At 69.9% G+C, this 18,548-nt stretch carries 14 protein-coding genes; 7 read left to right on the forward strand and 7 right to left on the reverse strand.

Annotated features, from left to right (window positions below; all coding sequences use genetic code 11):
• Positions 1-339: 339 nt before the first annotated feature.
• Positions 340-882, forward strand: coding sequence for a transglycosylase family protein (locus tag ON26_RS20630; protein ID WP_040797876.1), 543 nt, complete (start codon positions 340-342; stop codon positions 880-882).
• A gap of 79 nt (positions 883-961) precedes the next feature.
• Here the strand turns inward: ON26_RS20630 and ON26_RS20635 are convergent, their stop codons facing one another.
• A complete protein-coding gene (locus ON26_RS20635; RefSeq protein WP_040797860.1) occupies positions 962-3,949 on the reverse strand; it encodes a UPF0182 family protein in 2,988 nt (995 codons plus the stop codon).
• A 210-nt stretch (positions 3,950-4,159) separates the two neighbouring features.
• Between ON26_RS20635 and ON26_RS20640 the strand changes: the two genes are divergently transcribed.
• Positions 4,160-4,744: a PPA1309 family protein gene (locus ON26_RS20640; protein ID WP_040797861.1), complete on the forward strand. Its 585-nt coding sequence runs from the start codon at positions 4,160-4,162 to the stop codon at positions 4,742-4,744.
• Between the two features lie 51 nt (positions 4,745-4,795).
• Here the strand turns inward: ON26_RS20640 and ON26_RS20645 are convergent, their stop codons facing one another.
• Entirely contained in the window at positions 4,796-5,821 is a 1,026-nt protein-coding gene (locus ON26_RS20645) for a YlbL family protein (RefSeq protein ID WP_040797862.1), read from the reverse strand.
• A 107-nt stretch (positions 5,822-5,928) separates the two neighbouring features.
• Here ON26_RS20645 and ON26_RS20650 point away from each other — a divergent pair, with 107 nt between their 5' ends.
• The 3 genes from ON26_RS20650 to ON26_RS20660 all read left to right on the forward strand — a co-directional run bounded on the left by ON26_RS20650 (position 5,929) and on the right by ON26_RS20660 (position 9,855).
• Positions 5,929-7,356: a zinc-dependent metalloprotease gene (locus ON26_RS20650; RefSeq protein WP_040797863.1), complete on the forward strand. Its 1,428-nt coding sequence runs from the start codon at positions 5,929-5,931 to the stop codon at positions 7,354-7,356.
• A gap of 89 nt (positions 7,357-7,445) precedes the next feature.
• Complete coding sequence (locus ON26_RS20655) at positions 7,446-8,315, forward strand: hypothetical protein (protein ID WP_040797877.1); 870 nt, start codon at positions 7,446-7,448, stop codon at positions 8,313-8,315.
• A 196-nt stretch (positions 8,316-8,511) separates the two neighbouring features.
• Positions 8,512-9,855 carry an ABC1 kinase family protein gene (locus ON26_RS20660; protein WP_040797864.1) on the forward strand — a complete coding sequence of 448 codons (1,344 nt, stop codon included), beginning with the start codon at positions 8,512-8,514 and terminating at the stop codon, positions 9,853-9,855.
• Between the two features lie 140 nt (positions 9,856-9,995).
• Here ON26_RS20660 and ON26_RS20665 read toward each other — a convergent pair whose 3' ends face one another.
• Both ON26_RS20665 and ON26_RS20670 read right to left on the reverse strand, forming a co-directional pair.
• Positions 9,996-10,280: a WhiB family transcriptional regulator gene (locus tag ON26_RS20665; RefSeq protein ID WP_051027301.1), complete on the reverse strand. Its 285-nt coding sequence runs from the start codon at positions 10,278-10,280 to the stop codon at positions 9,996-9,998.
• Positions 10,281-10,918: 638 nt separating this feature from the next.
• Positions 10,919-13,147 (reverse strand): ATP-dependent DNA helicase UvrD2, encoded by a 2,229-nt coding sequence (locus ON26_RS20670; protein WP_281032404.1) that lies wholly within the window; start codon positions 13,145-13,147, stop codon positions 10,919-10,921.
• A gap of 61 nt (positions 13,148-13,208) precedes the next feature.
• Between ON26_RS20670 and ON26_RS20675 the strand changes: the two genes are divergently transcribed.
• Positions 13,209-13,505 carry a mycoredoxin gene (locus ON26_RS20675; RefSeq protein ID WP_051027302.1) on the forward strand — a complete coding sequence of 99 codons (297 nt, stop codon included), beginning with the start codon at positions 13,209-13,211 and terminating at the stop codon, positions 13,503-13,505.
• A 37-nt stretch (positions 13,506-13,542) separates the two neighbouring features.
• Here the strand turns inward: ON26_RS20675 and nudC are convergent, their stop codons facing one another.
• The gene (gene nudC / locus ON26_RS20680; RefSeq protein WP_040797866.1) at positions 13,543-14,445 is read right to left on the reverse strand and encodes an NAD(+) diphosphatase; all 903 of its coding nucleotides are present in this window, start codon (positions 14,443-14,445) and stop codon (positions 13,543-13,545) included.
• A gap of 58 nt (positions 14,446-14,503) precedes the next feature.
• Positions 14,504-15,568, reverse strand: coding sequence for a potassium channel family protein (locus ON26_RS20685; protein WP_040797867.1), 1,065 nt, complete (start codon positions 15,566-15,568; stop codon positions 14,504-14,506).
• A 133-nt stretch (positions 15,569-15,701) separates the two neighbouring features.
• On the opposite strand from ON26_RS20685, the gene ON26_RS20690 reads away from it, so the two are divergent.
• The gene (locus ON26_RS20690; RefSeq protein WP_040797868.1) at positions 15,702-16,103 is read left to right on the forward strand and encodes a DoxX family protein; all 402 of its coding nucleotides are present in this window, start codon (positions 15,702-15,704) and stop codon (positions 16,101-16,103) included.
• A gap of 132 nt (positions 16,104-16,235) precedes the next feature.
• Here the strand turns inward: ON26_RS20690 and ON26_RS34665 are convergent.
• Positions 16,236-18,548 (reverse strand): 3'-5' exonuclease (locus ON26_RS34665; protein ID WP_245545927.1); only part of this gene is annotated, 2,313 nt, incomplete at its 5' end.

Genomic DNA, 18,548 nt, shown 5'->3' on the forward strand with positions numbered 1-18,548 from the left:
GCTCCGTAAACGTGATCGGCACCACTATTTCGGGGTGATCTCACACACATAACGTTTGGATAACCTCTACGACACCGACTTCGATTTACAGCACATAACCAGCGAAGACGGCAGTATCCGAGCTGTTTGTTTCACGAATAACCCTGCGTTATCAAGACGTGATCCTCCGAGATTGTTTCGTTACCGTCGCAGTGCGGCCCGGCTCAACCGAGACGGGCCAAGCCTCGGATCGTCGAACACCGGCAACCCTGCCCCACGACCCGAGGAACCCCGATCTCCCGGGGGCAGGGACCCGGTGGCGACATGCCGGGCCGGCGGGCGCGGGGAGGGAAACTCACCATGACCAAGAACCGGAAGATCAGCACTCGCGCGCTCGGCTTCGTCGCCGCCACCGGCGCCTTTGCCGCCATCCCGTTCGGACTGTCCACCGCTTCCGCCTCCGCCGCGTCGCACAACTGGGACGGCGTCGCGCAGTGCGAGAGCGGCGGCAACTGGGGAATCAACACCGGTAACGGCTACTACGGTGGCCTGCAGTTCTCGCACGGCACGTGGGTCGCCAACGGCGGCACGGGCTACGCCCACAACGCCAGCAAGGAAGAGCAGATCCGGGTCGCCGAGAACGTCCTGAACACCCAGGGCGTCGGCGCCTGGCCGGTGTGCGGTCAGTACCTGACCACCGCACCGGAGCCCGCACCCGCACCGGCGCCGGAGATCGCGCCGCTGCCCGAGAACCTGCCCGCCGTCCCGGACCAGAGCCGCGCGGTCTTCGAGCAGGTGGAGCGCACCGCCGGCGATCTGGCCGCGCAGTACGGCGTGGAAGGCCAGTACCGGCAGCTGCTCGAACAGCACGGTGGGCTGATCGCCCACGCGCTGGGTCGCTGACACCCGCAGTCACACACCGGCACAACGCGAAGCGGCGCCGTCGTCACGAAGACGACGGCGCCGCTTGCCGTTTCGGACCCTACCGGCCGGCGTCCTGGTACGCCTTCACCGCGGCCTCGAGATCTTCCAGCGCCTTGCCGAAGTCCTCGAAGTTGCCGCTGCGCATGGCATTACGGACAGCCTCGATCTTGCGATCGAGCTCGGCGGCCGCCGCGTCCTTACCCGACGAACCGGCCGGCGGCGGGGTGCTCTGCGGTTGCTGATCCCCGCCGTTGGCGGGCGGTGCGACCTCGACGACCGGCGGGGCGGTGCCGGGGCGCGGCCTGGTCGCGGGATCACCGCCCGGCGGTGTCGCGAGCGCGCCCGCACCCGGCAGCACCTGGTTCAGCGCCTCGGCCAGGGTCGAGGCATAGCCCACCTTGACGCTGCCCGCTTGATCGCGGTAACTCACCAGCACCCGCAGCAACTGCGGGAAGGTGGCCGTGTTCGGGCCCGTATTGCGCTCGTTGTAGAACGGCTCGACGTAGAGGATGCCGCCATCGGCGATCGGCAGGGTCAGCAGATTGCCGTATCTGATCTTGTTCGAGTTCGACAGCAGGGTCTTCTCCTGGGAGACCTGTGGCGCTGTCGTCATGGTGTTCTGCGTCTGCTGCGGACCCTGGGTCTGGGTGTCGGTCGGCAATCGCAGGATCGTGAACTTGCCGTAGTTCTCGGGATCGGAGCGCACCGAGATGTAGGCCGACAGGAACTGGCGGTTGTAGCCGACCATCGCGCTGGTCAGGTTGAAGACCGGCTCCTTGCTGTCCTTGTCGCCCAGCAGGACGTAGTACGGCGGCTGGTTGAAGCTGCCGCCCTCGGTGGTGGGATCGGCGGGCACCGACCAGAACGCGTTGTTGGTGAAGAACTCACGCGGGTTGTCCACGTGGTACTTCGTCAGCATCTCGCGCTGGACCTTGAACAGATCCTCCGGGTACCGGAAGTGCGCGCGCAGTTCATCGCTGATCGCGCTCTCCGGCTGCACCGCATCCGGGAACACCCCGCGCCAGGCCTTCAGCACGGGATCGGTGGGGTCGACCTCGTAGAGGGTGACGGTGCCGTCGTAGGCATCCACGGTCGCCTTGACCGAGTTGCGGATGTAACTGACCTCCTTGCGGGGCAGCAGGCGGCCGGTCTTCTTGTCGATGCTGTCCTCGACCGCGCCGTCCAGCGAGGTCTTCTGCGCGTACGGGTAGTCGTCGAGGGTGGTGTAGGCGTCGACGATCCAGACGATCCGCCCGTCCACGACCGCCGGATAGGCATTGCCGTCGGCGGTCAGCCAGGGCGCCACCTTCTGCACCCGGTCCCGCGGGCTGCGGTTGTAGATGATCTTCGAGTCCTTGCCGATGGCCTCGGAGAAGAGGATGTTGCGCTCGGCGTACTTGGCGGCGAAGGCCAGCCGGTTGAACCAGTTGCCGATCGGCACGCCGCCCGCCCCGGTGTAGGTGTACTGAGCGGTGTCGGAGTCGTACTCGCGCGGAGCCTGGCTGTCGGTCGCGCCGACGATCGCATAGTCGGGGTCGGACTGCGAGATCAGCTCGCCGTAGTAGACGCGCGGCTGATCGACCTTGATGACCTGATTGTCCTTCGGGGTGAACAGGTCGCTCACCATGAAGATCGGATAACCGGAGTCCGACGAACCGCCGGTGACATTGGGATCCTCGGACTGCGGCTTGTTGACCCGGTTCGCCGGCGCGGCCACGAAACCGTTGCCGTGGGTGTAGACCGTGTGCTTGTTGATCCAGTCGGTCTGGTTGCCGGTCAGCGCCGCGGGCGAGAGCTCACGGGCGGCGACGATGTAGTCCTGGACGGCGCCGTCGATCTCGTAGCGATCGATGTCCAGCGACTCCGGGAAGCCGTAGAAGTTCTTCAGCTGGCGGAGCTGGGTGAAGGTGGGCGAGAGGATATTGGGATCGAGCAGGCGAGCGTTGCCGATGGTGGCGGCGTCGACCGGGACCTCGAGCGGGCTCTTGGAGCTTTCGCCCCGATAGTCCTGGTACTCGATCTTGTCGGAGGTGATGCCGAAGGCCTGCCTGGTCGCGGCGATATTGCGCTCGATGTACTCCGACTCCTTGTCCGCGGCGTTCGGGCGCACCGAGAACTGCTCGATGACCAGCGGGTAGACGGCGCCGACCAGGATCGAGGACAGCACGAGCAGGGCCGCCGCCATCGCGGGCACGCGCAGATCACGCAGCACCACGCCGGCGAAGAAGGCCAGCGCGCAGATCACCGCGATCGCCAGCAGGATCAGCTTGGCGGGCAGCACGGCGTTGATATCGGTGTACGAGCCGCCGTAGAAGGTCGGTTCCTTGCGGGAGCTGGACAGCAGGTCGTAACGGTCGAACCAGTAGGCGATCGCCTTGAGCAGGACGAACAGACCGGCGATGACGGCCAGTTGAATGCGCGCGGGCCGGGTGAGCAGGCCTTCGCGACCGGTCAGGCGCAGGCCGCCGAAGATGTAGTGGGTCACCAGGTTCGCGAAGAACGCGATCACCACGGCGACGAACATCCAGTTCAGCACCATCCGGAAGAACGGCAGATCGAAGGCGTAGAAGCCGACGTCCAGGCCGAACTGCGGATCCTTCTGGCCGAAATCGCCGCCGTGGAGGAACAGCTGAGTGGTCACCCAGTTGGACTGCGCGACCAGCCCGGACAGCACACCGAGCACCACCGGGATGCCGATGCCGAAGGTCTTGAGCCTGCCCGTCACGGTGGCGCGGTAGCGCGCGATCGGGTCGTTGGGCCCGCCCTGCGGCACGAACAGCAGCCGGGTGCGGTAGGCCAGCAGCAGCGCCAGCCACACCGACGCGCCGACGAAGAGCCCGACCACGAAGAACAGCGCGATACGAGTGAACAGCACCGTGACGAACACGTCGCGGAAGCCGACTTCGCCGAACCAGAGCCAGTTCGTATAGGTGTCGGTCAGCCGAGGGCCGAACAGCAACAGCGCGGCCACGACGACAGCCGCCACCAGCAGCACGCGGCTGCGTCGCGTCAGCGAAGGTAAGCCGGTTGGGGGCCGCATGCCCACGATGCCACACTCCAGGTGTCCGGCGGCTCCCCCGCACCTGTCCGGGGCGGGGCGCCGCAGTCCGACGTTGCGTCCGATCCACAGGGACCGTTCGCGCCCACTCTACGGAAACGGACATTACAGCGCCGTAGGGGTCGTGACCGGCGACTCGGGCAAGCCATTCCGACCGGCTCTGCTCCGCTCGCCGCTACCGGGTGGAAGGATGGCGGAGTGACCGCAGATCTGCACGCCGAACTCGTCCTGTCCCGCGCCGTCCGAGAGGTGGCGGAGTTCGCCGACGGCGAGGGCTGGGGAAGACCGCCGCAGATGTTCGCGCTGGTGCCGACCGCCGACCTGGTCGCCGCCGAGCCCAACCTGCTCGACGAGATCGACCAGGGCAACGAACTGACTCCCATCGCGCAGGAGCCGCTGCCCGAGGACATCACCGGCGGCTCGATCGCGTTGGACGAATTCCTGGCTACCACCACCTGGCCGCCCGCCGTGCGCGGCTGCATCCTGGTGCAGGAGATCGTGGTGCTGCCGCCGGACGCGGAGAGCACGCTCGACGACGCGCTCGGCCCGCTGCTCGCCGATCACGAGGCCGCCGATGCCGCCGGGCGGGCCGCCGCCCTGGAACACCCGGAGCGCCGCTCGGCCCGGCTGTTCGCCGCCGTGCTGCGCGAGGGCGTGTCGCTGGCGCTGCTGCAGTTGCGCCCCGACGACGACGCCGACGACTTCGGCGATCTGGACCTGCGGACCTACCCGAACCTGGCGTCCAATGTCATCGAGGCGCTGCACCACACACTGACCGACTGAACCCGCCCGGCCCCGCCCCTCGGCCGACCGATACGCCCGGTCGGGAAGCGCTCAGCCGCAGCTGGGCGCTTCCTGACCGGCGTTGATCGCCGCCAGCGACTGCACGGCGTTGTCGAGAGTTTCGACCTTCACCAGCCGCAGCCCGTCCGGGACACGCTGCTTCGCCTCGTTGCAGTTGGCGGCGGGCACCAGGAAGGTCTGCGCGCCCGCTTCCCTGGCCGCCATCATCTTGTACTGGATGCCGCCGATCGGCCCGACCTTCCCGTCGGTGTCGATCGTGCCGGTACCCGCTACGAAGTCGCCGCCGCCGAGTTCGCCCGGACTGAGCTTGTCGACCAGCGCGAGGCTGAACATCAGGCCCGCCGACGGGCCGCCGATATCGGCCAGATTGAAGCTCACCTCGATCGGCGGGCGCGCGCCGGTGCCGATGGTCACGCCGAGCGCGGCCTTGGTCGCATCATCGGGGTTGGTGCCGAGGACGAACTCCGAGCTGCGCTCGACGCCGTCGCGCCGGTACACCACGGTGAGCGTGCTGCCCGGCGCGCGGGAGCTCGTCTGGTGCACCACGTCACCCGGCGTGTTCGCGGGCACACCGCCCACGCTGACGATCTCGTCGCCGGGCTCGAGCACGCCCTTCGCCGGGCTGTCCTCGCCGATATCGCGCACCAGCACGGCGGTCGGCAGCTTCAGGTAGTTCATCGCGGCCACTTCGGCGGCGCTCTCGGAGTTGCGGAACTCCTGCTGGTTGGACCGCTCGACGACCTCGCGCGGCACGTCGGGCGGGTACACCTCGGCGCGCGGGACCAGGCCGTGCTTGCCGCTCGCCCAGAACCCGAAGGCCTCGTAGAGGTTCAGCCCGTCGCGAACCGAGACGGTGGTCATGTTCAGATGCCCGGTCGTCTTGTCGAGCTCGGCGCCTTCCACCTCGACCACCGGCACGCCGTCGTAGACGCCCAGGGTGTCGAAGGTGGGGCCGGGCCCGAGCGCGACGAACGGCACGGTGACCACGGTGCCGAGGACGCCGAGCACCAAGACCGGTACGAGGGCGGCCAGCAGGGTGAGGATCCGACGATTCACCCCGCCCACCCTAAAGGTTTCGCTGTGCGCGTAACGGCGCGGCACGTGCACCTATGCGGGCGGTGTCCCATGCCGTGGGACCGAGCCGTCCGCGTAACGTGGTGGGTATGAGTGACTCCCCGTTCGGATTCTCCGGCCGCGACGATGACGACGACGCGCGTAAGCGCGGCGAGGAGCCCTTCGGTCCCGGTGCGAACAATCCGTTCGGCTTCGCCGTCGGCGGACCGGGTGGCGCGGGCTTCGATCCCGCCCAGCTGGGCCAGATGCTCACCTCGCTCGGCCAGATGCTCAGCGGCATGGGCGCGCCCGGCGGCGCGCAGTCGGGCCCGGTGAACTACGACGTCGCCAAGCGCCTGGCCCGCCAGCAGCTGGGCAAGGACGTCGGCCCGGTCTCCCAGGGTGCGGTCAAGGCCGTGGCCGACGCCGCGCACCTGGCCGAGCTCTGGCTCGACGGCGCCACCACCCTGCCCGCGGGCGCGAACCGGACGGTGGCCTGGACGCCGGTCGACTGGATCGAGAAGACCCTGCCGACCTGGCAGCGGCTCTGTGATCCGGTGGCTCAGCAGGTCTCCGGCATGTGGACCTCGCAGCTGCCGCCCGAGGCGCGCGAACTCGCGGGTCCGATGGTGGGCATGCTGGGTCAGATGGGCGGATTGGCCTTCGGTTCACAACTCGGCCAGGCACTCGGCCAGCTCGGCAAGGAGGTACTGACTTCCACCGATATCGGCCTGCCGCTCGGCCCCGCGGGCACCGCCGCACTGCTGCCCGCGGCGATCTCGGAGTTCAGCGCCGGGCTCGAACAGTCCGAAAGCGAGATCCTGGTGTTCCTCGCCGCGCGCGAGGCCGCCCATCAGCGTTTGTTCGCGCACGTCCCGTGGCTGCGCCAGCAGGTTCTCGGCGCGGTCGAGGACTACGCGCGCGGCATCACCATGGACTTCTCCGCGCTGGAGGAGGCCGCGCAGAACATCGATCCGATGTCGCTGACCGACCCGTCCAAGCTCGAAGAACTGTTGTCGCAGGGCACATTCGAGCCGCAGACCACGCCCGAGCAGAAGGCCGCGCTGGAGCGCCTGGAAACCCTGCTCGCTCTCATCGAGGGCTGGGTGCAGATCGTGGTGGGCGAGGCGCTCGGCGACCGGCTGCCCGGGGCGGGCGCGCTGGCCGAGACGCTGCGCCGCCGTCGCGCCACCGGCGGTCCCGCCGAACAGACCTTCGCCACCCTGGTCGGTCTCGAACTGCGCCCGCGCAAATTGCGTGAAGCCGCCGAACTGTGGCGCAGGCTCACCGCGGACGCCGGCATGGAGAAGCGTGACGGCATCTGGGCGCATCCCGATCTGCTGCCCGATTCCGACGACCTCGACTCCCCTGCCGGCTTCATCGACTCGGTGATCGGCGGCGGCGCAGCCGCTTTCGACGACCCGATCGCGCAACTGGCCGAGACCGAGGCCCGCGAACGCGCCGAGCGCGAGGCCCGGGCCGGACAAGAGGGCAAGGGCGAGAGCACCGGCGAGGACGAGGACACCGGCAAGTCCTGATCGATTGTCCTGTGCACAACCCGAAAAGCTGTGGATAACTATGCTTTTCGGGTCACAGGCCACGGCCTGTCGTGCGCATACTGTCGGGCATGACGACATCGACCGCACGCCCGCTCGGCCCACTGCTGAATCCGCGGGTGACCGTGCTGGTGCGCCCTTCCGGGGTGGTCCAGCTGGGCTGGGATCCCGAGCGTGCCATGCTGCTCGATCCGCCCGGTCTCGACACCGCCGCCGTCCTCGGCTTCCTGCGCCTGCTCGACGGCCTGCACAGTCGCGCCGAGATCTGCGCCGAGGCCGACAGTCACGGGCTCACCGCCGGACGGGCCGGTGAACTGCTCGACGAGATCGAGGCCGCCGGGCTGCTGCAACCGCCGCGCGAGCCGCGCTACGAGATCACCGCCGTGCGGGTGCACGGGATCGGCCCGCTCTCCGACGCGATCACCACGGGCCTGCGCGGGCTCGGCGTCCGACCCACCCGATCCCGCTCCTACCGCCCCGACGCGCCGAAGCCTCGCGAGCGGGTCGACCTGGTGGTGCTCACCGACACCGTGGTGGTGGACCCGCGCCTGGTCGCCGACCTGGTCGTCAACCGCATCCCGCATCTGCAGGTACGGGTCCGCGACGGCAAGGGTGTGATCGGCCCCTTCGTGCTCCCCGGCGAGACGAGCTGCCTGCGCTGCGCCGACCTCATCAAAGCCGACTACGACGCCGACTGGCCGCACCTGGCCGCCCAACTGCTCGACCGCGTCGGCCACGCCTCCCCCGCGGCGATCGCCGCCACGGCCGCGCTGGCCCTCACCGAACTCGAGGCCATCATGGAGTGCTCCACCCACCGCTGCCCGGCCACGCTGAACACCACCCTCGAGCTCGACCTGGATTCACACCAGCTCCAGCATCGCTACTGGGAGCCCCATCCACGCTGCGGTTGCCGCCGCATCGGCGCCGCCTACGCGACCTGAACGGCTCCCGCGCGGACGGTCGGGTTGCCTCCGGATCCACCGGGTGAAGCTGTGATCGATGTCTCGACCGGGAGGGTGCCCCGGCGCAGAGGCGCAGCGCCGGGGCGGGCCACGTGACGCACCGGACAGGTCGCTCCACCGGGCAATAGTTCGATACTCGTGGCACGGTCGCGGGTCCGTCGTCCATGATGGGGGTGTGTCAGACATCGTGCGCCGTGGCTCGTCCCGCAACGCCAAGTTAGCCAAGATTCCGCTCGGCATCGCCGGGCGCGCCGCCGTCGGATTCGGCAGGAAGCTGGCCGGGGGCGACAAGTCCGAGATCAACGCCCAGCTCAACCAGAAGGCCGCCGAGCAGCTGTTCACCGTGCTCGGGGAGCTCAAGGGCGGCGCGATGAAGTTCGGGCAGGCGCTGAGCGTGCTGGAAGCGGCGGTGCCCGAGGAGTTCGGCGAGCACTACCGCGACGCACTCACCAAATTGCAGGCCGCTGCGCCGCCGATGCCCGCGGCCACGGTGCACCGGGTGCTGGACCAGCAGCTGGGCACCCAGTGGCGGCAGCGTTTCCAGTCCTTCGACGACACCCCGGCCGCCTCGGCCAGCATCGGGCAGGTGCACAAGGCGGTGTGGTCGGACGGCCGCACGGTGGCGGTCAAGGTGCAGTACCCCGGTGCGGACGAGGCGCTGCGGGCGGATCTGAAGACGCTGAACCGGATGTCGGGGCTGTTCGCCTCGGTGATCCCCGGGGCCGACGTCAAGCCGATGCTGGCCGAGATCACCGAGCGCACCGAGGAAGAGCTCGACTATCGCAACGAGGCCGCCAATCAGCGCGCCTTCGCCAAGGCCTATCAAGGACACCCCGAGATCGTGATCCCGAAGGTGGTGGCAGGCGCGCCGAAGGTGATCGTCAGCGAATGGCTCGACGGCACACCGGTTTCGGCGATCATCAAGGCCGGCGCGGAGGATCCGGCGGGCACCAAGGCGCTGCGCGATCGGGTGGCGCTGCTGATGGGCCGCTTCCACTTCTCCTCACCGGAAGCGGTGGGTCTGCTGCACGCCGACCCGCATCCGGGCAATTTCATGATGCTGCCCGACGACAAGCTCGCCGTCATCGACTTCGGCGCGTGCGCGCCGCTGCCCGGCGGCTTCCCCGAGGTGCTCGGGCGGATGCTGGCACTGGCGGTCGACGAGGAGTACGACGCGCTCACCGAGCTGATGTACGAGAACGGGTGGGTGCTGCCCGGTCGCAAGGTCACCCATCAGGAGATCGCCGACTACCTGCGGCCGTTCTCCGACCCGATCCGCACCGATTCCTTCCACTTCACCCGGCGCTGGATGCAACGGGTGGCGGGCAAGGCGACCGATTTCTCCAGCGCGGAGATGAAAACCGCTCGGGCGCTGCAGCTTCCGGCCGAGTACGTGATGATCTTCCGGGTGCTCGGCGGCTCGGTGGGCATCCTGGCCCAGCTCGACGCCGAGGTGCCGTTCATGGGACTGGCCTACACCTGGCTGCCCGGCCTGCGCGAGAACCGCTCCGCCAGCTGATCATCCTGCGAGACAACGCAAACCGGCCGCCCATCCGAAACTCGGATGGGCGGCTGGTCCGCTTTCGCGTAGCTGGACCCGGTGTCCCCGGCGCGGGACCGGGCCGCAGTGCACGGAGGGAGGGCGCCCACGGCCTCGGCTCACGCCGGGACCGCCACCTTGCGCGGACGGCCGCGTGGACGCTTGCGCGCGATCACGACTCCCTGGTCGAAGATCTCACCGCCCCACACACCCCACGGCTCACGCCGGTCGATGGCTGCGCTCAGGCAGCCCTTGCGGATCGGGCAGGCCGCGCACAGCGTCTTGGCCTGCTCCAACTGGGCGGGGTTCTCGGCGAACCAGAGGTCGGGGTCCTCGACCCGGCACGGCAGCACGGTCGCGACGTCGCGGGCGGGGACGAACCCCGTCTCGGTCCGGCATGTCACGTCAGCAGGGACGGAGGTCAGTCGCTCTGCGGTGAACACGTCGTTCTCCTTCAGCTTGTTTGCGGCAGTCGTATTCGTCGGTGCGAAACCGGAGGCCGCCGGCTGAAGGGCCGGAACAGAGAAATGGCCACGGTTTCGCGTCGTGCGATCCGTGGCCGGGAGGACGGGGCCGAGGGCCCCTACCTGGGTCGACTTCGGTGTCGACTCCTGATCACGGTCGCTGGGTGGGCATTGCGCGGGCGTGCCTGCGGCAGAATGTGCTGCGGCTCGGCTTCGGCGCCGTAGGCGACGATGTCGAAGGCAGCTGCGTCTGCTGCTGCGAAGGCGTCGGTTGCGGCGACGTCGGATGCGGAAACAACGACGGGCCGATGCCAGCCTGCGCCGGGCTTGTCCTGGCGGAGAGCGCCGACGATCGCGCTCTCAGGGGACATACCGGTCCCCAGCGGCGTGAGACGCGGGGAGGCCGACACGACGCCGAGGACAGCTGTGCCACCGGTGGTGAAAACGGAGCTGCCGTTCATTGGTCCTGCCTCCCTTCCGTGCGTGAGTCGGATTCCGGCTCGAATCGAAAACCGGCGCGCCGGGATACCCTCCCGGTGCGTAGAACAACCATAGGCAATGTCGTCGGAACCGACAACCTATTTTCTACCTGCGGTTTTGCGAGCCCGACCCGATTCGGTGGCCGATTTGTTCCGCGCGACAGGCTTTCCCGACGCCTGCGCGGCATGCACTCTCGAGGCCTTCACTCTCGAGGCGACGATTGCGAGGACCTCGGCCCCGTAGTCGACGATCTTCTTCGCGCCGATGCCCGCGATGGCGCCGAGCGCGCGATCGTCGGCGGGCAGTTGCTCGGCGATCGCGGTGAGCGTGGTGTCGGTGAACACGACGAACTCCCGCACCCCCAGCTCGGCGGCCTTCTCCGCACGCCACTGCTCGAGCGCGGCGAGCAGTTCGGCGTCGATCTCGGCCGGGCACCGGCGGCAGCGACCGAGCATGGTGGCGTAGGTGCCGATCAGCGGCTTGGCGCAGACCCGGCACCGCGGGCGGTTCGCCTCCCGTTCGCGGGCGGGCGGCGCGGCGATCCGCGAGGCGGGCGAATCGTCGGGCACGAGGCCGTTGAGGAAGCGCGAGCGCCTGCGCGTGCGCCTGCCGCCCGCGGCGCGGGACAGCGACCAGGACAGCCGCAGATGTTCGCGCGCGCGGGTCACGCCGACGTAGAGCAGCCGGCGCTCCTCCTCGAGGGCGGCCTGATCGGCGACCGAGCCGTCGTCGGCGAGCACATGCGCGATCGGCAGAGTGCCGTCGGTGAGGCCGACGAGGAACACCGCATCCCACTCCAGGCCCTTGGCGGCGTGCAGGGACGCCAGCGTCACCCCCTGGACGGTCGGTGGATGCCTGGCCTCGGCGCGGGCGGCCAGCTCGCGCAGCAGACCGAACAGATCGAGTTCTTCGTCGTGGGCGAGGAGTTCTTCGGTGAGGGTGACCAGGGCGACCAGCGAAGACCAGCGTTCGCGAGCCTGCGCGCCCGCCGGTTCGGTCGCGGTGAGCCCGACCGGAGCGAGCGCGGCGCGAACCAGGCGGACCAGCGCCGGACCGCGCCCGGCCTCCTCGGGCAGATCCTCGCGGCTCGCCGCCTGACGCAGGGCCGAGACGGCCTGCCTGACCTCGGCCCGCTGGAAGAAGCCTTCCCCGCCACGCACCTGGTAGGGGATGCCGCGCGCCGTCAGCGCCTGCTCATAGGCCTCGGACTGGGCGTTGATGCGGTACAGCACCGCGATCTCGGCGGCCGGTGTGCCCGCGGCGACGAGTCGTTCGATCGCCACCGCCACCGCTGCGGCTTCGGCCGGCGCGTCGTCGTATTCGGCGAAGACCGGTTCCGGGCCGTCCGCGCGTTGGCCGATCAGTTGCAGGCGGGTCCCGGCGATGCGCCCGCGTGCCGCGCCGATGACCCGGTTGGCCAGTGAGACGATCTGCGGCGTGGAGCGGTAGTCGCGTTCCAGTCGCACCACGGTCGCCTCGGGAAAGCGCCGGGAGAAGTCGAGCAGGTAGGCCGGGGTGGCGCCGGTGAAGGAATAGATGGTCTGGTTGGCGTCGCCGACGACGGTGAGATCGTCGCGATCGCCCAGCCAGGCGTCGAGCACTCGCTGCTGCAACGGGGTGACGTCCTGGTATTCGTCGACGACGAAGCTGCGATAGCGGCCGCGGAACTCGTCGGCCACGGCCGGGAAGTCCTCGAGCGCGGCGGCGGTGTGCAGCAGCAGGTCGTCGAAATCCAGCAGCAGGCCCTCGGCCGTGGTCTTGAGGGATTCGTAGGCGGTATAGACCTCGGCGATGCGCGCCGCGTCGTAGGGCAGGTCGCGTCCGCGGGAGGCCGCGGCCGTCGGATAGTCCTCGGGCGCGACGAGCTGGGATTTCGCCCATTCGATCTCGGTGAGCAGGTCGCGCACGCTCTCGGTGGCGGTGGACAGTCCGGACCGGTGCGCGGCCTGGGCCACCACCGGGAACTTGGCGTCGAGCAGCCGCCACGGCACCTCGCCGACCACCTGCGGCCAGAAGTACTTGAGCTGTCGCAGCGCGGCCGCGTGGAAGGTGCGCGCCTGCACCTGGTTCGCCTCGCCGCCCAGGCCGAGCGCGCGCAGCCTGCCGCGCAGCTCCCCGGCAGCGCGCGCGGTGAAGGTGACCGCGAGCACCTGATCGGCCTTGACGTGCCCGGCGGCCACCAGGTGCGCGATGCGATAGGTGATGGTCCTGGTCTTGCCGGTCCCCGCGCCCGCGAGCACACAGACCGGGCCGCGTGGCGCCCGGACGGCGGCGGCCTGCTCGGCGTCGAGGAGGTCCAGATCGAGTGCGGGCACGGGGTCCATCATGGCAGCTGCGCCCGACACCGCCGTCATGTCGTGACCTCCGCCTCGCTGTGATCGTGCCGCGATGTGGAACAGGACCGGACCGCGGCGCGTTGCATCACTCGTGACCGAAGTGAATCCCGCCGTGACGATGTACTCCACCACCTGGTGCGGCTACTGCCGCAGGCTGAAGAAGCAACTGGAGGAAAACGGCATCAGCTATGTGGAGATCGACATCGAGCAGGACGAGGCCTCGGCCGAGTTCGTCGGCAGCGTGAACAACGGCAACCATGTGGTGCCGACCGTGAAGTTCGCCGACGGCTCGACGGCAACCAATCCCACCCTCGTCGCTGTCAAGGAAAAGCTCGCCGCCTTGGCGTGATCGGCGCCGCGCGGCGGGACCGTTCCCACCGCGCGGCTCAGGAGCCCATCGCGGCCCAGGATTCGATGATGGTGCGGGCGATCGAGATGGATCCCGGCAGCAGCAACCGTGCGCCTTCCTGCCTGGCGCCCCACGAGCCGAGTGCGAGCGCCTCGCGCACCTCCGCGCGGGTGAACCAGTGCGCCTCGGCGATCTCGCCGTCGGAGAAGACCAGTTCCTGCTCGGGGTCGCCGACCGCGCTGAAGCCGAGCATCAGCGAGCGCGGGAACGGCCAGGGCTGACTGCCCAGATAGCTGATGTCGCGCACGTCGACGCCGACCTCTTCGCGGATCTCCCGTTCCACGCAGCGCTCCAGCGATTCGCCGACCTCGACGAACCCGGCGAGCAGCGAGAACATCGTCACCGGCCAGGTGTGCTGCCGGGCCAGCAGCACCCGGTCATCGCCGTCGTGGACCAGGCAGATCACGGCCGGATCGATGCGCGGGAACTCTTCGTGCCCGGCATCGGTGACCCGCGACCAGCCGCCCTTGGCGACCACCGTGCGCGAGCCGTCGTGCGCGCTGTAGTTGGCCTTGTCGTGCCAGTTCAGCAGGGCGAGCGAGGTCGCCAGGACACCGGCGGTGAAGTCGTCGAGTTCCATCGCGGCGACCCGCAGGTCGGTCAGCGGCCCTTCCAGCTCCTCGGAGCGCACCGCCCACAGATGCCTGCCCTCGGTGACGCCGAGGAACACCGCCGCCGGGCTCGGCTCCGGGGACAACTCGATCGCGGCGTCCAGCACCAGCGCACCGTCCAGGAAGCGGATCCGGCCGCGCTTGTCGACGCGCAACAGCAGCGCTTCGGCCCAGCCCTCTTTCAGCGCGAGCTCGTCGGCGCGCAACGTCTCGGCGCGATCTCCGGCGAAGCGGGACAGCAGCGGCACACCATGCAGTTGGAACGTCACGTGTAGAGACTACTTCCGGTCGGCACGAAGGCAGTGCCCCATTCGCCGCCGTTACGAATCATTTGCCCGCGCGACGGATGTAGAGCAGCTTGTCGCCCGATTCGATGGCGTCCACCTCGGGCTCCCCCACCCGGATCAGCTCGCCGGCGCGCACCACGCCGAGCACGATATCGCGCAGATGCCGCGGCGAGCCGCCGACCTCGCTCGGCTCCACCTCGCGTTCGGCGACCGCGAAACCGGCCTCCGGAGTCAGCAGATCCTCCATCATCTCCACGACGGTCGGCGTGGTGGTGGCGATGCCGAGCAACCGGCCCGCGGTCTCCGAGGACACCACCACCGAGTCCGCGCCGGACTGGCGCAGCAGGTGGATGTTCTCGGCCTCGCGGATCGCGACGACGATCTTGGCCGTCTTGTTCAGTTCACGGGCGGTCAGCGTCACCATGACCGCGGTGTCGTCGCGGTTGGCCGCCACGATCACCGCGGCGGCGTTCTGCACGCTGGCCAGCCGCAGCACATCGGACTGGGTGGCCGAGCCGTACACGGTGACCAGCCCCGCGTTGGCCGCGGCCTCCAGCGCTCCCTGATCGGTGTCGACGACCACGATGTCGGTCGGCGCCACGCCGTCGCCGAGCATCGCGTCGATCGCGGTTCTGCCCTTGGTGCCGTATCCGACGACCACCGTGTGATCACGCACGCCGCGCCTCCAACGCTGAATCTTGAACGCCTGCCTGGACCGCTCGGTGAGCACGCTGATGGTGGTACCGACGAGCACGATGAGGAAGAGGATCCGCAGCGGCGTGATGACGAGAATGTTGACCAGCCGCGCGTCGGGCGAGACCGGGGTGATGTCGCCGTAGCCGGTCGTCGAGAGCGAGACCGTGGCGTAGTAGAAGGCGTCCAGGAACGACAGTTCGCCGCCCGCGGTGTCGCGATAACCGTCGCGTTCGAGGTAGACCAGCAGTGCCGCGCCGAACAGCAGCGCGATCGCGCCGACGATGCGCCTGGTCAGCGAAACCCACGGGCTCAGGGTGCCTTCGGGGATGCGAAGGACGCCGACAAGCGTGTGGTCCGGGCGCGAGGTCAAGCCGCCGCGGTTGGCTCGCTCGACGAAATCACCCAGCACCGTGCACCCCTTGGCGCCGCGGCGTCATCCGCGACCGGCGCGACTGTCTCCCACACACGAAGCGGAGCCTACCGGGTCACGACGTCCGCTCCGGTCTCGACGCGATCGCCGCACGGTGGCAGGCTCGTCCACCATGGCCTCCAGCACCGATACGGCGTCCGCCGATACGACCCGCGAACCAGCGCTCGCCCTGGCCGCCCTGCTGTTCGGCGCGGGCGTCCTGCATTTCGTGCGCCCTTCGTTCTTCGACGCGATCGTGCCGAGGGCGCTGCCCGGCAGAGCCCGCGACTACACCTATGCCTCCGGGGTGGCCGAGATCGGCGTGGCCGCCGCGCTCGCCGTGCCGCGCACCCGGCGCCTCGGCGGGCGGTTGGCGGCCCTGCTGTTCGCGGCGGTCTTCCCGGCCAATCTGCAGATGACGGCCGATGTGCTGGGCAGTTCGACGGCATCGACGGCCTTCAAGATCGGCACGCTGGCGCGGTTGCCCTTGCAGTACCCGATGATCGCCGCGGCGCGGAAGGTCGCGCGGGGCTGAGTGGGCCGAGTCGCCCGAGGCTGAGTCGCACAGGCTGTCACACCGGTGATGCGCGCGAAAGCCGGGGTCTCCGTTCCCGGTTCGTGCGGGGCGGCACGGTCGGCGTCGGAATGGCGCAGACCCCATATCCGCTCAGTTCCCGGTCGTGCGGGGCGGCGCGGAGGCGCTGATCAGCTCGGCCAGCTCGCCCGCGCCGGGAAGATCGGCAGGCGCGATGGTGCGGCCGGTGCGGACGTAGTGGAAGGCGGCGCCGACTCGTTCCAGCACGGCGTTTTCGCTCTCCCCCAGGCGCGCGGCCATCAGCCGCGCCCAGGCCAGCCGATAGATCGCGAGCTGCATGGCGACCGCCGCCTCGTCGCCCGCGTCGGGCTCGGCACCGGTCTTCCAGTCGACGACAACCCAGCGGCCGCCGGGCTCGGCGAAGACCGCGTCCATCCGGCCGCGGATCACCACACCGGCGATCGAGGTCTCGAACGGCACCTCCACGTCGATCGGACTGCGGTGCGCCCACGCCGAATTCAGGAACGCGTCCTGCATGCGCGCGAGTTCGGCATCGGCCCCCTCCCCCGTCTCCGGTACGCCCGCACCCGGCAGCTCGTCGAGACCGAGCAAGCGCGTCCCGGAGAACCAGCGCTGCACCCAGGCATGGAAGGCGGTGCCGCGGCGGGCCAGCGGATTCGGCGGGTACGGCAGCGGTCTGCGCAGCCGGCGCGCCAGCCGGGACGGGTCGGCGCGCATCTCCACCAGCGCGGTCGCCGGAATCTGGCCCGGCAGTTCGACCTCCCGCTCGGCCGCCAGCGTGGCGTCGCGTTCGGCCAGCAGGGCGTCCACGTCCGCCGCCCAGCCCTCGGGGTCGTCGGGGTCGACGGGGGGTTCGGTGCGGACTTCGCCCGCCTCGGGACCGGGTTCCCGATCGCCGGGATGTGTCGCGGTGTACTCGGGTCGCACGCGATCCTCGGCCGGGGGATGGTCGTCCGGCGGCGGCGCGAGATCGTCCGGCGATCGAGCGAGATCCGGCGGCGGCAGGGGGAAGTCACTTCGCGGAGAACCGGAATCGCCCGGCGACTGGGCACGACCGCCCGGCGGCGTGACGTAGCCGCCCGCAGGCAGGACGAAGTCGCCCGGAAACGAGGCAGAGTCGCCCGGACGCAACGACATATCGCCGGACGGCACGACATCGCCGTCCGTGGGCGGGACGAGGTCGTCCGGGTACGGGGCGACGTCGCCCGGCGGCAGGTCGTAGTCGCCAGGCGGCAGGTCGTAGTCGTCCGGCGGCAGGTCGTAGTCATCCGGCGGTGGCGCGAAATCCTGCGGTGGGCCGTCGTCCGGCGGTGGCGGGATGTCGTCCGGCCACGCGGCGGTGGTGCGCAGACCTGGGCCGGGCAGGCGATCGGCGGCGGGAGATGTTGCGCGCGCACGGGATTCGGGGGCACCGCGAACGCCGGGGCGGTGCGCGCAGGCGCCGGACGTGTCGGTGGGTCGCGGTAGCTTCGGGGCGTGACGAGGCGAGCGCGGGCGCGCGCGCAGGTCGGCGAGGGCGGCGCGGACGAGGGCGGCGCCCTGTTCGACCGGGTCGCGGCGGGTACCGAGCGGGTCGCGCGGCCATTCGGCGGTGGCGGGATTGTCGGTGAAGGGGTTGGTGGCGTCGATCTCGGGGGGATCGTCCCAGCGGGCGATCCGCGCGGCGGCGAAGGCCGGGGAATCCGGGGACTCCACGGCGTTGTTCAGTTCGAGGAGGAAATCGGAGGGGCCCTTGGGCTCGTTGCCGGTCTCGGCCCAGTGGTGGGCCGAAACCAGCAGCACCCGTTCGGTTCTGGTGAGGGCGACGTAGAACAGGCGGCGTTCCTCGTCGAGGCGGCGTCGGTCCAGCGCCTTCTTGTGGTCGGCGATGGCACGTTCGAGTTCGGCGCGATCGGCCAGGTCGGACAGGTCGAGTACCGGCACGCCCTCGGCGGCGTCGGCGGCGGCGCGATCGCCGCGCAGCGAGGTGGGCAGTTCGGCCAGCGCGCCGAGCCAGGTGCCCGCGGCGGCGCCGGAAGGGAAGACTCCGCGCACGATGTGCGGGACGGCGACGATCTCCCACTCCAGCCCCTTGGCGGCGTGCACGGTGAGTACCTGCACGCGGTCCTTGGCGACCTCGATCTCGCCGGGTTCCAGGCCGTTCTCCACCGATTCGGCGGCGGCGAGGAAGGCGAGCAGGCCGCCGAGCGAGGCGCGCGGGTCGGCGGCATATCCGGCGACCACCTCGGCGAAGGCGTCGAGATGCTCGCGGCCCGCGCCGGTCCCGAGCATGACGCGCCTGGCCTGGGTCTCCACCCCGACGCCGACGGTGCGTTCGACGTCGGCGACCAGCTCGGTCAGCGGCTGGCCGCTGCGCTCCCGCAGGGCGGCCAGCTCTTGGGCGAGGGCCTGGATGCGGGCGTAGCCCGCGGGCGAGTAGCTCTC

It is taken from the genome of Nocardia higoensis NBRC 100133 (assembly GCF_000308595.1).
In the GTDB taxonomy this organism is placed as follows: Bacteria; Actinomycetota; Actinomycetes; order Mycobacteriales; family Mycobacteriaceae; genus Nocardia; species Nocardia higoensis.

Bases quoted from the DNA above. Each gene is read 5' to 3' on its own strand.
- ON26_RS20650 (WP_040797863.1), top strand. From the start codon at position 5,929: ATGAGTGACTCCCCGTTCGGATTCTCCGGCCGCGACGATGACGACGAC.
- ON26_RS20630 (WP_040797876.1), top strand. From the start codon at position 340: ATGACCAAGAACCGGAAGATCAGCACTCGCGCGCTCGGCTTCGTCGCC.
- ON26_RS20670 (WP_281032404.1), bottom strand. From the start codon at position 13,147: ATGATGGACCCCGTGCCCGCACTCGATCTGGACCTCCTCGACGCCGAG.
- ON26_RS20655 (WP_040797877.1), top strand. From the start codon at position 7,446: ATGACGACATCGACCGCACGCCCGCTCGGCCCACTGCTGAATCCGCGG.
- ON26_RS20690 (WP_040797868.1), top strand. From the start codon at position 15,702: ATGGCCTCCAGCACCGATACGGCGTCCGCCGATACGACCCGCGAACCA.
- ON26_RS20675 (WP_051027302.1), top strand. From the start codon at position 13,209: ATGTGGAACAGGACCGGACCGCGGCGCGTTGCATCACTCGTGACCGAA.